The organism is Microbulbifer mixtoriginis (SeqCode), from assembly GCF_052467515.1.
The window spans coordinates 955,305-970,191 of sequence record NZ_CP174314.1; the positions used below are offsets into that span (position 1 = coordinate 955,305).

Annotated in this window: 18 protein-coding genes; 6 read left to right on the top strand and 12 right to left on the bottom strand. The window is 51.8% G+C overall.

The annotated features are described in order from the left end of the window. The first annotated feature begins 56 nt into the window (after nt 1-56). Nucleotides 57-590 (top strand): peptide-methionine (R)-S-oxide reductase MsrB, encoded by a 534-nt coding sequence (msrB, locus tag ACJJIT_RS04000; RefSeq protein WP_444886972.1) that lies wholly within the window; start codon nt 57-59, stop codon nt 588-590. Between the two features lie 150 nt (nt 591-740). Here the strand turns inward: msrB and yjgA are convergent, their stop codons facing one another. The 12 genes from yjgA to ACJJIT_RS04060 all read right to left on the bottom strand — a co-directional run bounded on the left by yjgA (nt 741) and on the right by ACJJIT_RS04060 (nt 10,134). After that, nucleotides 741-1,250: a ribosome biogenesis factor YjgA gene (gene yjgA, locus ACJJIT_RS04005; RefSeq protein WP_252083006.1), complete on the bottom strand. Its 510-nt coding sequence runs from the start codon at nt 1,248-1,250 to the stop codon at nt 741-743. 64 nt (nt 1,251-1,314) lie between these two features. After that, a complete protein-coding gene (gene mgtE / locus ACJJIT_RS04010) occupies nt 1,315-2,682 on the bottom strand; it encodes a magnesium transporter (protein ID WP_435583621.1) in 1,368 nt (455 codons plus the stop codon). Between the two features lie 106 nt (nt 2,683-2,788). Continuing rightward, the gene (locus ACJJIT_RS04015; RefSeq protein ID WP_252083005.1) at nt 2,789-3,058 is read right to left on the bottom strand and encodes an HPr family phosphocarrier protein; all 270 of its coding nucleotides are present in this window, start codon (nt 3,056-3,058) and stop codon (nt 2,789-2,791) included. 20 nt (nt 3,059-3,078) lie between these two features. After that, on the bottom strand, nt 3,079-3,939 hold the full coding sequence (rapZ, locus tag ACJJIT_RS04020; protein WP_444886971.1) for an RNase adapter RapZ: 861 nt from the start codon (nt 3,937-3,939) through the stop codon (nt 3,079-3,081). A gap of 126 nt (nt 3,940-4,065) precedes the next feature. Then, the gene (gene ptsN, locus ACJJIT_RS04025; protein WP_444884027.1) at nt 4,066-4,527 is read right to left on the bottom strand and encodes a PTS IIA-like nitrogen regulatory protein PtsN; all 462 of its coding nucleotides are present in this window, start codon (nt 4,525-4,527) and stop codon (nt 4,066-4,068) included. 3 nt (nt 4,528-4,530) lie between these two features. Beyond that, the gene (gene hpf, locus ACJJIT_RS04030; protein ID WP_252083002.1) at nt 4,531-4,821 is read right to left on the bottom strand and encodes a ribosome hibernation-promoting factor, HPF/YfiA family; all 291 of its coding nucleotides are present in this window, start codon (nt 4,819-4,821) and stop codon (nt 4,531-4,533) included. Between the two features lie 181 nt (nt 4,822-5,002). Beyond that, entirely contained in the window at nt 5,003-6,448 is a 1,446-nt protein-coding gene (locus tag ACJJIT_RS04035; protein WP_444900050.1) for an RNA polymerase factor sigma-54, read from the bottom strand. A 193-nt stretch (nt 6,449-6,641) separates the two neighbouring features. Continuing rightward, complete coding sequence (lptB, locus tag ACJJIT_RS04040; RefSeq protein WP_252083000.1) at nt 6,642-7,367, bottom strand: LPS export ABC transporter ATP-binding protein; 726 nt, start codon at nt 7,365-7,367, stop codon at nt 6,642-6,644. A 92-nt stretch (nt 7,368-7,459) separates the two neighbouring features. Next, the gene (gene lptA / locus ACJJIT_RS04045; RefSeq protein WP_444900051.1) at nt 7,460-8,008 is read right to left on the bottom strand and encodes a lipopolysaccharide transport periplasmic protein LptA; all 549 of its coding nucleotides are present in this window, start codon (nt 8,006-8,008) and stop codon (nt 7,460-7,462) included. Then, nucleotides 7,995-8,561 (bottom strand): LPS export ABC transporter periplasmic protein LptC, encoded by a 567-nt coding sequence (gene lptC / locus ACJJIT_RS04050; protein WP_444900052.1) that lies wholly within the window; start codon nt 8,559-8,561, stop codon nt 7,995-7,997. Before lptC ends, lptA begins: the two co-directional genes overlap by 14 nt. Then, nucleotides 8,561-9,100: a KdsC family phosphatase gene (locus ACJJIT_RS04055; RefSeq protein WP_444900053.1), complete on the bottom strand. Its 540-nt coding sequence runs from the start codon at nt 9,098-9,100 to the stop codon at nt 8,561-8,563. Before ACJJIT_RS04055 ends, lptC begins: the two co-directional genes overlap by 1 nt. Before the next feature lie 62 nt (nt 9,101-9,162). Next, nucleotides 9,163-10,134: a KpsF/GutQ family sugar-phosphate isomerase gene (locus ACJJIT_RS04060; protein WP_444900054.1), complete on the bottom strand. Its 972-nt coding sequence runs from the start codon at nt 10,132-10,134 to the stop codon at nt 9,163-9,165. 412 nt (nt 10,135-10,546) lie between these two features. On the opposite strand from ACJJIT_RS04060, the gene ACJJIT_RS04065 reads away from it, so the two are divergent. The 5 genes from ACJJIT_RS04065 (at nt 10,547) to hisD (ending at nt 14,847) form a co-directional block, all read left to right on the top strand. Next, complete coding sequence (locus ACJJIT_RS04065) at nt 10,547-11,200, top strand: MlaC/ttg2D family ABC transporter substrate-binding protein (RefSeq protein WP_444900055.1); 654 nt, start codon at nt 10,547-10,549, stop codon at nt 11,198-11,200. 89 nt (nt 11,201-11,289) lie between these two features. Continuing rightward, a complete protein-coding gene (locus ACJJIT_RS04070) occupies nt 11,290-11,523 on the top strand; it encodes a BolA family protein (RefSeq protein WP_444884033.1) in 234 nt (77 codons plus the stop codon). 42 nt (nt 11,524-11,565) lie between these two features. Beyond that, nucleotides 11,566-12,828, top strand: a complete 1,263-nt coding sequence (gene murA / locus ACJJIT_RS04075) for a UDP-N-acetylglucosamine 1-carboxyvinyltransferase (protein ID WP_252082993.1) — start codon at nt 11,566-11,568, stop codon at nt 12,826-12,828. A 59-nt stretch (nt 12,829-12,887) separates the two neighbouring features. Then, entirely contained in the window at nt 12,888-13,517 is a 630-nt protein-coding gene (hisG, locus tag ACJJIT_RS04080) for an ATP phosphoribosyltransferase (protein WP_444900056.1), read from the top strand. A 22-nt stretch (nt 13,518-13,539) separates the two neighbouring features. After that, entirely contained in the window at nt 13,540-14,847 is a 1,308-nt protein-coding gene (hisD, locus tag ACJJIT_RS04085) for a histidinol dehydrogenase (RefSeq protein WP_444900057.1), read from the top strand. Nucleotides 14,848-14,887: the final 40 nt, after the last annotated feature.

Consider the following 14,887-nt stretch of genomic DNA (forward strand, 5'->3'; position numbering starts at 1 on the left):
TCTAGTTCTCTATCCTATTAGGTAGGTATAACTGAGTGAGGACAGGAGTTTGCAAGATGGTGAGGTCCCCGGCCTTATGGCCCCTGTTGGTGTTTGCCCTGATTCTATCGGCCTGCTCTGAGGCTGATGACCAAAGAATCCAGAATATGACAGTGGCGGAAGCCAAATCACGTATAGCCGAAGGCAGAGGGCTAGAGCAGATCCCCAAGTCGGTATGGAAGCAGCTACTCCCCGAGGACCGTTACAAGGTTCTCTGGCAGGGAGATACGGAGCGGGCTTTTAGTGGCAAATTGTTATACAACGAAAAAGAAGGTGTTTATGTCACCGCAGGCTGCCGTCTGCCGGTTTTTAGTTCAAAGCACAAGTTTAAATCGGGTACTGGTTGGCCCAGCTTTTGGGATGTGGCCTATCCGCAGAATATCGTATTAAAGGATGATTTCAGCTGGGGGCTCAGGCGCACAGAGGTATTGTCCAAATGCGGAGAGCACCTGGGGCATGTGTTTAAGGATGGTCCACCACCGACAAACCTGCGGTATTGCTTGAACTCGCTGGCCTTAGATTTTGAGCCGGCCGGGGATGTCAAACAATAATCGCTAGATCTCATACTATCTTTGTCTGATTTTTGGTTTGAGCGAGACTCTTTTGTAGTTTTAATTGATGCAATTTGGCTTTGGTATAAGTCAATGGAGTTTATGGGCGGAGCAGGGCCGCCCGTGTGACATGCGGTGGGTGAATGAGAACTACTGTGATGCCTGAATAAAGAAATCACGCAGGTAGCGGAACAGCTTGCGCTGATTGCTGGGTGGTTTGCTGTTTTTGATCTCGCGCAGGGAGTCGCGTACCAACTGCCGTAAATGCTGGTGGTCTATCTGGGGGTACTGGTCAAAAAAGGTACCCTGGGCACTATTACCTTCTTCGAGTAGGCGTCTGCGCCAGTCTTCAGCCATTTTATCGAAGCGCAGGTGCTGCTGGTCTCGCTCTTTAAACTTATTCAGCACGGCTTCTATCGCTTCGTGATCTGCACTGCGCATCAGCTTGCCAATATACTGCATTTGGCGACGGCGAGCCTCGTTGGACTTGATTCGCCCCAAGGTGTCTATTGCCTCGCGCATATCCTCATCAATGGGCACCTCGGCGAGCTGGGCTTTAGATAGTTCGGTTAATTGCTTCCCCAGGGCCTGCAGCTCGTGCATCTCCTGTTTTACCTGCGTCTTGCTCTTGGGCAGGTCTTCATCATCGTATTCGTACATCTTCAGTTCCGTATAAAAGTTCCGGATCGTACCGGCTCTGTTTGAGCGGGGAGTGTATTGCCTTTCAGCCAAAATACCAGGTGGCGAGGCCAAGGAAGGACATGAACCCCACCACATCGGTGACGGTTGTCAGTGCGACACTACCGGCTAATGCCGGATCGATTTTTATTGCCCGCAATACAACCGGTAAGATTGCTCCTGCCATCGCTGCCACAATCAAATTGATTACCATGGCCGCAACAATAATGACCGCAATGGTAATGTCGTCAAACCAGAGTGCAGCGATTAGCCCCATCACCAGAGACCAAAGCAGGGCATTAAGGCATGCAGAGCCGAGTTCCCGCGAGAGTAGCCAACTGAGGTTACTTTTGCCAATCTGGCCCAGAGCCATACCCCTGATCACCACGGTGAGTGTCTGGCTGCCGGCCACCCCCCCCATACTTGCGACAATCGGCATCAATACCGCCAGGGCAACGACCTTTTCCAGCGTATTCTGGAACAGACTGATTACCCATGAGGCCAGAAGGGCTGTGAGCAGATTAATACCGAGCCAGAGGGCGCGCCTGCGCGCAGTGCGCCTTACCGGAGCAAAGGTGTCCTCTTCTTCATCGAGGCCCGCCATACTCATCAGGGAGTGGTCGGCGTCTTCGCGAATAACATCGACGATATCGTCGATTGTAATTCGACCCAGCAGGCGGTTGTGTTCATCCACTACTGGTGCGGTGATCCAGTCATACTTTTCAAACAGCCGGGCCACCTCTGTATCGCGCATATCGGCGGGAATTGGCTCCACATCAGTATTGACGACCTCGCGTACCGTGACAGAGGGGTCTGTGGTGAGAAGCTTTGAAAGCGGTAGCAGCCCGATATATTGGCCACGTCGGTTGACTACAAATAAGCTATCGGTGGATTCCGGCAGTTGCTCATGGCGGCGCAGGTAGCGCAGTACCACATCCAAGCTTAAGTTGGGGCGCACCGAGATAGTATCGGTGTCCATTAAGCCGCCAGCGGTATTCTCATCGTAAGCGAGTACGCTTTCCACCCTCAGGCGGTCGGTTTCGCTCATTGCTGAGAGGACTTCAGAGACAACACGTTCGGGGAGCTGCTGAAGGATATCGGCGATATCGTCCGCATCCAGCCCCTCCATAATCTCCACCATCTCCTCGGTATCCATGGTATCGAGGATTTGGCTGCGCACTTCATCGGTGAGCTCTTGCAGTACTTCACCTTCGACATCGCGATCAATCAGGTTCCACAGAACCTGGCGAATACGCGGGGGGGAGCTTTCCAATAGCTGCGCAATACTCTGCGGGGTCAGGGTTTTGAGCATGCGCCGGACTTCCTGCCCGGTGCCACTATCGAGGGCGGCGAACAACTCGCTGAGCTGGTTTTGCGCGCGGAACTTGATTTCGGCTTGGGGTGGGCTGGACACGATAAATCCTTACTGCTCAGCGGTGTTTAGGGAGTAGAGACCATAAGAAAGTCGCGGCGTTATTACGCCATGGCGGACTCTATCCAGAGCCGCTCGCCTTTGCAAATTACTCGGCTTCTCCAAAGCGCTCTGAGACGAGAGTGCTGATAGCTCCGAGTGCGTCACTCTCATCACGGCCCTCAACCTCCAGCTCCAACTCTGTACCCTGCCCGGCGGCAAGTAACATAAGCGCCATAACGCTCTTGCCATCCACTGATCTATCGCCACAGTGCACTTTGATGTTGGAGGAAAAGCGGGCAGAGGTTTGGGCAAACTTACTGGCTGCGCGAGCGTGCAGCCCGAGCTTGTTAATGATGGTGAGGCGCTGTTTTTGCATAGGTAGCGGGTTTGTATGGACTATCTCTGTTGTTCGCGGTGACGGACTTGAATATTGCCAAATTTGTGGAGAAAAGTGCGTGCCAGTTGTTCAACCATATAAACTGAGCGGTGTCTCCCTCCGGTGCAGCCAATGGAGATGCAGGTGTAGCTGCGATTGCTCTCCTGGAAAGAGGGCAGCCAGTTCTCTAGGAAACCGGTGATATCTGCTTCCATCTTGTTAGTTTTGGGGTGGGAGCGTAAAAATTCGGCTACTTCATGGTCCAATCCGGTTTTTTTCCTAAGATTGGGTTCCCAGTAGGGATTTGGTAAGCAGCGCAAGTCGAACATCAGGTCGGCATCCACTGGCACCCCATATTTAAAGCCGAAAGACTGGAAAAGTATTGCCATCCCTTCCGAATGTCCGCCCACTACGCGGCTTCTAATCAGCTCCCGTAACTCGTGCAAACCGAGGCTACTGGTATCTATCACCATATCCGCCATGGCTGAGACGGGTGTTAGCAGCTCTCTTTCTTGTTTCAAGGCTTCGAGCAGGTGGGTGCAATCATTACTTAGGGGGTGTTTGCGGCGGGTCTCGCTGAAGCGCTGTACCAGTACAGGTTCGCGGGCGTCCAGGTAGATTACATCACACTCTACGCCGGTACTGCGCAGGGCTTCAATAACACGGGGGGCCTGTTTGATATCCTGCCAGAGGTTGCGAGCGTCTATTCCCAGGGCAAGGGGGGTATCCCCTTTAGTCGTTTGTTGCTCAGCCCGCTTGATGAGTTCGGGTAGCAGGCTAATCGGCAGATTGTCGATGCAGTTAAAGCCCGCATCTTCGAGTAGTTGAAGTGCGGAGCTTTTACCAGAGCCGGAGCGGCCGCTGATGATAATCAAGCGCATGGGGACCCCCTCTTTTTAGCTCTTTATATCATTTAATAGTTAATTAAATGGTATTTATATTCCTGGCGGTAATTTATAAGTCGTGACTCCGGAATCGGATTACCAGGTATGGGCGCAAGGCAAGAATCAGGCCGCTGCGGCTGAATCTATAGCTAGGGCGTAGAGTGCGTCGCTAGTGTCAGCCTGCCTCAATTTGTCCCGGACCTGGGTGTTAGAGAAGAGCGCAGCGATTTCTGCCAGTGTATCTAGATGTTGTTGTTCCGAATCTTCAGGGACCAGCAAGACAAAGAGCAGATCGACAGGCTGTCGGTCGATAGCGTCGAAATCTATGGCGGGTTCTGTAGTGCAGAGCACGCCAATGGGGTGCTCACATCCAGGAAGACGGCAGTGGGGGATAGCCACACCTTCGCCTATTCCTGTGGAGCCTAGACGCTCGCGTGCAATCAGTTGGTTGAATATGGTGTCAGAGTCATGCTGTGGATATTGTTCGGCTACAGCCTGGGCGATATTTAGCAGCAATTTTTTTTTGCTGCTCCCCGCCAGATGGCAAAGGCTGAGGCGGGGAGAGAGTAAAGCTTCCAGTGTCATAGTTCAGCGGTGGTTCTGCAACTTCTCTTTGTGTTTCTTCAGTTGGCGGTCCAGTTTGTCTGTAAGCGAATCAATGGCCGCATACATGTCCTTGTCTTCCGAACCCGCGCAAAGATCGTGACCATTGATATGTACTCGGGCTTCGGCTTTCTGGATCAGCTTGTCTATGGATAGGATGACTTGCGCGTTGGTTATATTGTCATAATGCCTTGAGAGCTTTTCCAGCTTGTTCTCACAGTAGCTGCGCATTGGCGAGGTAACGTCGACGTGGTGACCACTAATATTGATCTGCATGGATTTCTCCTTACCAGGTGCATCACATTACGGCGAGCCTCCTTTCGGGTCGCAACCCTACTAGGAAGTGGCCCAGAATGGAAGGATACACTCAAAGTTTGGAGTTCGGTTGCGAAGGTGTAGTAATTGGTGCCAGGTTATGACTTGGCCTAACTCATGAGTCGAAACCCAAGCGGCCCCATCAGACCAAGCGTTTTCGCTCGCTGGAGGAGGGAATTCCCATTGACTCGCGGTATTTCGCCACAGTGCGGCGGGCTACTTTAATACCCTGTTTATCGAGTTCTAGGGTAATTTTGTTATCTGAGAGCGGCTTGCGCGGGGTCTCTGCGTCAATCAGCTTGCGGATCAGGGCGCGGATAGCGGTTGAAGAAGCATCCTCACCGGAGTCTGTGCTGACGTGGCTCGAAAAGAAATACTTGAGCTCAAACACGCCGCGAGGCGTGAGCATGTACTTCTGGGTGGTCACCCTGGATATGGTCGATTCATGCATGCCAATAGATTCGGCAACATCTGCCAGCACCATAGGTCTCATGGCTTCCGGGCCTTCCTCAAAAAAACCTTGCTGCTTTTCGACAATACAGTTGGCTACTTTCAGTAAAGTCTCGTGGCGACTCTGCAGGCTTTTCATAAACCAGCGTGCTTCTTGCAGGTGATCCCGCAAAAAATTGTTATCTCTGGAGTTGTCGGCACGCTTGACCAGGGAGGCGTAGTGGTCATTGATACGGATCTTTGGGGTGATCTCTGCATTCAATTCTACGTGCCAGCGAAGGGTTTTGCGGGAAACGACAATATCCGGAATTACATAGTCCGGCTCTTGCCCGCCATAGCTCTCTCCCGGACTGGGATTTAAGGTCTGGATTAGGCGAATGGCCTCGCCTAGCTGGGCTTCAGTGAGACGTGTGCGTCGACTCAACTGGCGAAAATCCCTTTTGCCAAGTAAGTCCAAGTGTTTCTCAATAATGTTTTGCGCTTGGCTTAGCCAAGGGGTATTTGGCGGCAACTGCTGCAGTTGTAATTGCAGGCATTCTTTGAGATCCCGAGCCCCGCAGCCAGCGGGATCAAACTGCTGAATAGCCTTTAGAACCGCGAGCACCTCATCTTCATCGATCGATAAAGAGGTGGCGACTTCCTGCACAGAAGTACCAAGGAGGCCGCTGGGTGCTATGCCATCAATTAAGTTTTCACCGATCCACTTATCCTCCTCAGATAAGGGGGTCAAGTTCAGCTGCCAGCGTAGATGATCCTGAAGGTCGATGGAGGTGGAGTTACGCTCATAGCTGGAGGAATCTAACTCGTGGCTGCCGCTGTTATTGGTGTAGATATCATCCCAGCGCGAGTCGACGGGCAGCTCATCAGGAATTGCCTGGTCCCAGTCCCCCTCGGCCAGTTCGCGCTCTTCTACCGGCTGTGTTGTGTTTTCCGGTGTTTGTTCAGACTGTGGTTGATTTTCATCCACCTTTACGGATTGCTCTTCGCTATCCGCTTCCAGCATTGGGTTGTTGTCCAGTGCTGCCTGGACCTCCTGCTGCAGATCGAGTGTGGAGAGTTGCAGTAGGCGAATTGCTTGCTGCAACTGGGGGGTCATGGTCAGCTGTGTGCCGAGTTTGAGCTGGAGAGACTGCTTCATAGTGGAGCGCCGCAGGCCGATAAGACAGGGTGTCGATCAAATTGTCCTAAGATGGCGCAGACTACCCCTCTCTTCAATCTATTACAAGCAATAAGCGTGCCGGTCCTGGCGTGATAGCTGGTGCTATGTTTCCAGAATTATGATTATTCCCGTCTTAAGTGAAGAATTTAAGGACAGAAATTGGTGGTTAGCCTCAAATAGTGAATTCGTGTCCCAAATAAACTTCGCGCACCTGTTGGTTGGCGAGAACCTCATCCGGCGTGCCTGCAGCGATGATATGGCCTTCACTGACAATGTAAGCGGTCTCACAGATATCCAGCGTTTCGCGAACATTATGGTCTGTGATTAGTACGCCAATATCGCGATCACGCAGGTGGCGGATAATCTCCTTGATATCGTTCACCGATATGGGGTCTACCCCAGCAAAGGGCTCGTCCAACAGGACGAAGCCGGGGTTGGTGGCCAGAGCGCGGGCAATCTCAACTCGGCGTCGTTCTCCACCAGAGAGGGCCATACCCAGGCTTTGCGCGATATGGGTTATATTAAATTCCTCAAGTAGTGCCTGGGCCTGTTGTTGCCGCTCGTCTCTTGAGAGGTCCTTGCGGGTTTCAAGGATTGCTAAGATATTGTCTTTTACCGTCAAGCGGCGAAATACAGAGGCTTCCTGGGGGAGATAACCGATACCTTTGCGTGCGCGTCCGTGCATGGATAGCCGGGTTATATCCTCATCGTCGATCATCACCCTGCCAGCGTCGGCCTGCACCAGCCCGGCAATCATATAAAAGCAGGTTGTTTTGCCGGCACCGTTGGGGCCGAGGAGGCCGACAACCTGTCCACTGGAAACACTGACGGTGACATCCTGGACAACTTTTCTTTTTTTATACTGTTTCGCGAGATGTAACGCTTTGAGCGTTGGCATAGTGTGTACCGAATCTATCCATGCCGCGGGCAGAGTGATGCCCGCCGGTGCAATAATATTTGTTACTTATGATGAGGTATTAAGTAGAGGGTTTACTGGCCTTGATTATCATTGGCGTCTTGCGAGCTCTCTTTCTTCTCGGGTTTCCAGGTCATCTCTACACGCCCTTTCCCAGTTTGGCCCTTGGCGCTCATTTGCTCGGTAGTGAGGTCGTAGTCAATTTTTTCCGCTGTCAGTGTGTTGCCTTCCCGGTCAACATGGGCTTTACCGGTTAGTTGCAACTCCTCAGAGCCCACTTGATATACAATGCGTTGGGCTCTGGCTTTTACGGGGTTCTCGCCCTGGAGGATCTTTTGCTGGAAATGTGCGGGTTTGCCCACGGCCACTACACGACTAATCTCCTTTTCTGGAGTGAAATAAACCTCAACGCGGTCTGCCCGTATTTTTAAAGAGCCCTGAGTTATAACAACATTATTGCTATATACCACCAAGTTATTATTTAGACCTGCATTCATTGCATCAGAGCTTATATTGATCCGCTGCTGGCGGTCCTCAGGCAGTGCAAAAGCCGATGAGGCTGTGAGCAGGAGCGCTGCGATGGTGGTGACTTTTAACAGATGGCGGTAATTAGTCAGTGTCATAGATGCTCTTTACATCGGATAGGATTTCCATCCGGTCTTCATTCAAGTAAGCGCGCATGCCTTTGCCGGTGGTGCGGTTTGGGCCAGAGCTTATAGTAACAACTTTGTCTGTCTCGGCGAATTCCTTCGCGGGCAGGATCGTAATACTGGACGTTTCCAATTTGATGCCACCAGGGGTGGGTAGTTCATCAATTTCTACATCGCCACTCAGGACTATTCGTTCACCGCGATTGTGTGCCACTCCTTCCCGGGACTCTGTACGCCATTTAGGCTGGTCATCTTGGTAAAAAACCATGCGAGGTTCGGTCAGGTCTGCCCGGTCACGACGTTTAAACTGGTAGTAGGTTATCTGGTCCGCGTCCACGCGATAGGCTAGATTTCCTTCCTCATTAAAGTGGCGTGTCTTGGCATTTCGGATGATTAGCTCTGCCGCTTTGTCATGCTGCTGGGGGGTAGGTCGAACCCCCAGCAGCTGATCAGGTGGGCTCTCTGAAAGCCACAGGCCAACACTGATTAGCGATATTACTAATAGCAGCGGTAGCCAGGTGCGCATTATTTCTCTCCAATGTAGGGGGCGAGGGCAGAATCAAATGTTCCCTGGGCCAGCATAATTCGATCACAAGCTTCGCGCACTGCACCTTCACCACCGCAGGCTCGAGTTATCCACAGGGCACGTTCCATGACTGGAGGAGCTGCATTGGGAGGAGCTATGGGGCAGCCGATACGGGTCATAACCAGTAGGTCAGGATAGTCGTCGCCAATATAGGCGATATCTTCCAGGCGGCATGACTCGTCGGACAAGAGTTCCTGCAGTGCAGTAAATTTGTCCTCGCGCCCTTGGATCAGTTTAGTGATGCCAAGATCGTGAGCGCGGCGTTCCACTACCGAGCTGCGTCGCCCTGTAATAATGGCTACGCGAACCCCGGAATTTTGCAGCATTTTAATGCCGTGCCCATCGAGTGTATTGAAGGTCTTCAGCTCATTGCCGTTATTATCGAAATAGAGCTTGCCATCGGTGAGGACGCCATCTACATCCAATACCAACCAGCGTACCTTCTGCAGTGCAGAGTTTATTTCTTCTTCTGAAACCACCAGGTTAATCCTTCCGAAATGTCTGTGAGGTGCTAATTTGCGCCGTCATTTATTTGATTATCTCAGATTACGCCGGCGCGTAATATATCGTGCATATGTAAAACACCTACGGGGTGGTGGGCTTTATCCTCCACGACGAGTGCGGTGATTTTGTAGTCTTCCATAATTCGCAGTGCTTCAGCAGCCAGGGTTTCGGCAGATACCGTTTTGGGAAGGCGGCTCATCACTTGATCCATTGTGGCCTTACCCAGCTCGATTTTGTGGTCGATCACTCGTCGTAGATCCCCATCGGTGAACACACCGAGCAGCTCACCTTTGGAATCGACAATAGTGGTCATACCAAACCCTTTACTGGTCATTTCTAGTAGGGCCTTAGATAGCAAAGTATCGGGTTGGACCTGGGGTAACTCCTCTCCTGCGTGCATAACATCTTCGACCTTGAGTAACAGACGTCTACCGAGGGCTCCTCCTGGATGGGAAAATGCGAAATCTTCAGCGGTAAAGCCTCTCGCTTCCAGTAGGGCTACAGCTAGAGCATCACCCATAACCAGTGTGACAGTGGTTGATGAGGTTGGTGCTAGATTAAGAGGGCAGGCTTCCGTTTGCACCGAAATATCCAGGTTTACCTCTGCAGCTTGTGCTAATGGCGAATCCGTCTTCCCTGTCATGCTGATCATGGGGATACCCAGGCGTTTCAGTAATGGCAGCAGAGTAAGTACCTCTGCGGAAGAGCCTGAATTAGAGATAGATATCACTAAGTCGTCGCGAGTGATCATTCCTAGGTCGCCATGGCTCGCTTCCCCTGGGTGGACGAAAAAACTTGGGGTACCGGTGCTAGCGAGGGTTGCCGCTATTTTACGACCGATATGTCCTGACTTACCCATACCTGTCACGATGGTACGGCCTGGGCATTTTAAGATCATCTCGCAGGCGCGCTGGAAGTCGCCGTTGATCCTATGCTCCAGTGCGGCGACAGCTTCCATTTCCATTCGCACGGTGCGCCTTCCAGCTTCCATTGTTAATTCTCGGGTCATTAAGTGCCTCTAGTTACTGACTTCTAAATATACAAATTTATAACTATTGAACGTATTTGTGATAACTCTACCTGCCCAATTTAACTTGTGGGCATATAGCACAGTGGGAGATCGTTGTTCTTCTTTGGGCTTGTAGCGACAGTTGGTACGATTGTCGTGCTAATCTAAATACGAACACCCAACAGGCATGTAGGAAAACCGGTCGCCTGCCGGAGTGTCAAATGACACGCTCGTACACTGCCACACCACCGGGCGCGGTCATGGTATAGTCTGCCGCCGCTGCTGTCAGCTATGTCACTCAGCGGATGAACGACAAATTCCCATTTACTGGGACTGATTGCCAGCAGCCTCGTCATGGCACTTATTTACGCTGTGTGCGTCCAAGGAATGATTTGCTAATTGGAGAGTATTTGTGAATACATCATTTTGGATTGGTCGGTACGGTTTTTCCGGGTGGCTAAGATTTGTACTTTGCGCAGTATTGGTATCTGCTGTGGTCCCCGCTGCGTATGCCGATCAAAACCCCTATGTAATGATTGAAGGGGTTTCCCAAAAACTGTTGAGTGTGATTCGCTCAAATGCCCAATATGCCAACTCTGATCCGCAGAGATATTACAGCGCTATTGAGGGGGTCCTGACGCCGGTTGTGGATTTTGATTTTATCGCACGCGGTGTTATGGGGCGTTATGCCAAACAGGCGACTGCATCCCAGCGCTCCCGTTTTTCCAGTGCTTTTCGTCGAGATCTGGTGGCAACATTTGCTCGCGGTGTAGCAAATTTTGGCGACCTCGATGTGAAAGTGGTCAACCCGGGAACTTTGCCCAGTGGGAACCGGGTTAATGTTTTGCAGGAAGTGCGCAGCAAAGAGGGTATTACCAAAGTTTCTTATACTCTGGTGCGTAACCGCGCCGGAGAGTGGAAGCTGATTAACGTTATCTTAAATGGCGTTAATTTGGGTAAAACTTTCCGCAGTCAGTTTTCTCAATCTATGCAGTCTTATGGGGATATCGACAAGGTAATCTCCAACTGGTCCGCAGGACAGGATGTTGCCGATAAAGTGAGCTAGTCGGCGAACTTCAGGGTGCGCAGCTGCGCACCCTTCATGATTCAAGTACACTTGCGTGATGTTTTTTAACTAACGCAAATCCCCCACCTATGCAACCAGATGAAATCAAAACCCTCATTGAGGGTCATATCCCCGAGAGTAATGTCGACGTCGCCTTTGAAGGTAGCCACCTAATGGTGACTGTGGTGAGCAGCGCCTTTGAAGGTCTAAGCCGCTTGAAAAAGCAACAGCTGGTTTATGCGGCGCTAAATGACAAAATTGCCGACGGCACTTTGCACGCCGTGCAAATGCAGACCCTTACTCCAGAAGAAGCCAGTCGATAACCTGTCGCCTGTATTTAGGCGACTCCCGAAATACGAGACCGAATGGATAAGTTAATAATAGAGGGTGGTAGCCCAGTTTCCGGCACCCTGCGAATTTCTGGTGCGAAGAATTCCGCTCTGCCAATTTTGGCCGCAGCACTTTTGGCCGATGGTCCGGTACATATTCATAACCTGCCACACCTTAATGACATCACCACGATGATCACCCTGCTGCGCTGTATGGGGTGTGATGTCACAATTGATGAGAAGCTGGGTGTTGAAATAGACCCCCGTTCGGTCAACGATCTGACGGCGCCCTACGAGCTGGTGAAAACCATGCGCGCCTCTATTTTGGTTTTGGGTCCGCTACTGGCCCGCCACGGCGTAGCTAATGTCTCTTTCCCTGGCGGTTGTGCGATCGGCAGTCGTCCGGTGGATATCCACCTGAAAGGGCTGGAGGCGATGGGTGCAGAAATAACCATTGACGGTGGTTTTATCCGGGCCCGCTCCAATGGCCGCCTTAAAGGCGCCAATATCGTTATGGAGAAGGTTACTGTCGGTGGTACAGAAAACCTGCTGATGGCGGCAGTTTTGGCAGAGGGCACCACGGTATTGCACAATGCCGCGCGCGAACCTGAGATCGTCGACCTGGCGGAATTCCTAATCGCCATGGGGGCACAGATAGAGGGTGTTGGCACTGACACTATGCGCATCCACGGTGTCCCCAAGTTGACCCCTTGCACCTTTACCGTTATGCCGGATCGCATCGAGACTGGCACTTTTCTTGCCGCTGCGGCAGCAGCTCGTGGCAAGGTTCGGCTTCTGCATACCCGTGCGGACATCCTCGATGCGGTATTGGTGAAGTTTGAGGAGGCTGGCGCACACCTGAGCTGTGGTGATGACTGGATTGAGCTGGATATGAAGGGCAACCGCCCTAAGGCGGTGAGTTTCCGCACCGCACCTTACCCAGCTTTCCCCACCGATATGCAGTCGCAGTTTACCGCTATGAATGCCGTAGCTGAGGGTAAAGGCGCCGTGGTGGAGACTATTTTTGAGAATCGACTGATCCAGGTTCATGAGTTGAACCGTATGGGTGCTGATATCACCCTTGAGGGTAATACGGCTTTCGTCACAGGTGTTGAGAAGCTTAAAGGAGCACCCGTGATGGCCTCGGATTTACGCGCTTCGGCAAGCCTGGTGATTGCGGGTATGGTTGCTGAAGGCACTACTACAGTCGATCGTATCTACCATATAGACCGGGGTTATGAATGTATTGAGGAAAAATTACAGCAACTGGGGGCGAGTATTCGCCGAGTACCTGGTTAGCAAGTTGAGACGGCCGCCCCTTAGGTCGGGGCGGCTCTCGAAGAAGAGCCGGCTTAATAATGACTATGCAAATCACCATCGCCTTGACCAAGGGGCGTATCCTGCAAGAAACCTTACCTCTGCTCGCGGCGGCGGGCCTGGAACCACTTGAAGACCTAGGGAAAAGCCGCAAGCTGATTTTCCCCACTAACTGCGAGGGCGTGCGCCTGCTTCTCTTGCGTGGTGTCGATGTTCCCACGTATGTGCAGCATGGCGCTGCGGATATGGGGGTTGCTGGTAAAGATACTCTGCTCGAACATCATGCCGACGGTATTTATGAACCTCTTGATCTCGGTATTGCGCGCTGTCGTCTAATGACAGCAGGGGTGAAGGGGGCCGCTCTGCCGAAGGGGCGGATAAAAGTGGCAACAAAATTTGTTGAGAGCGCCAAGCGACATTATGCCGCTCAAGGGCGGCAGGCGGACATTATCAAGCTGTATGGCGCAATGGAGTTGGCTCCATTGATGGATCTTGCCGATGAAATTGTAGATATAGTCGATAGTGGTAATACCTTAAAAGCCAATGGCCTTGAAGCTCGTGAAATGATTGCGCATATCAGTAGCCGCTTGATTGTCAATAAGGCCGCCATGAAGATGAAGTATCAGCCAATCAGTCAGCTGATTGAAAAATTGTCGACAGCTGTCGCGTAGAATTAGAAGATTTTTAGACGTTATGACTCGCAAGTTTATTGGTCGGCTAAGTGCCGCTGACACAGATTTTGATGGGCAATTAAAGCAGTTGCTCGCTTGGGAGACGGTGGCCAATAAACAGGTCGAGGAGACAGTTGCAGAAATTCTGCAGCAGGTGCGCAGTCGAGGGGATGCTGCGGTTATTGAATATACCAACCGTTTTGATCGCCGTAATCTTACTGGAGCAGAAGACTTTTGTTTAACTTCACAAGCGCTGACTGAGGCTCTTGCCCGTATTGGAGTCGAGGAGCGTGAGGCTCTTGAAGTCTCCGCCCGGCGCGTACGTGAATACCATGAATACCAAAAGCAGGGCTCCTGGCGCTATACCGAGGCAGACGGCACAGTATTGGGTCAGCAGATTACTCCAATGGAGCGTGTTGGCATTTATGTACCTGGGGGTAAAGCCAGTTACCCTTCCTCGGTATTAATGAATGCTATTCCGGCTAAGGTTGCTGGCGTGGATTCAGTGGTTATGGTGGTTCCGGCTCCCGAGGGCGAGATCAGTGATTTGGTTCTGGCCGCGGCAGCGATTGCCGAAGTGGATCAAGTGTTCACTATTGGTGGTGCACAGGCGGTAGCCGCACTGGCTTATGGCACCGAAACGATTGCCTCGGTAGATAAGATCGTTGGCCCCGGTAATATCTTTGTGGCTAGTGCCAAGCGCGCGGTCTTTGGCCATGTGGCAATAGACATGATCGCCGGGCCCTCGGAAATACTTGTTATTTGTGATGGGGCCACCGATCCAGATTGGATCGCGATGGATCTGCTGTCCCAGGCCGAACACGATGAACAGGCGCAGGCGATTCTGCTATGCCCTGACGCAGAATTTCTCGATGCGGTGGAGTCATCCCTTGAGCGGCAGCTGGCGAAGTTGCCTCGCGCAACAATAGCAGCCAAGTCACTAATGGATCGCGGTGCTCTGATTCTGGTGGACTCTATTGAGCAGGCAATAAAAATCTCTAATCGTATTGCACCCGAACATCTGGAAGTTTCTGTGGCTGATCCTGAACCTTTGTTGCCGCAAATTCGTCATGCCGGTGCGATTTTCCTGGGCCGCTATACTGCAGAAGCTTTGGGGGACTATTGCGCGGGCCCCAACCATGTACTGCCTACCAGTGGTACCGCGAGATTCTCCTCCCCCCTGGGTGTTTACGATTTTCAGAAACGCAGTTCGATTATTTATTGTTCCCCACAAGGTGCCGATCAGCTTGGTCGTGTAGCTGCCACTCTCGCTTGTGGTGAAGGGTTGGAAGCCCATGCTCGCTCTGCCGCCTTTCGGATCAAGAAATAAACGAATACCTTATCGCGGTAACTGGCACCAGTAAGGCACA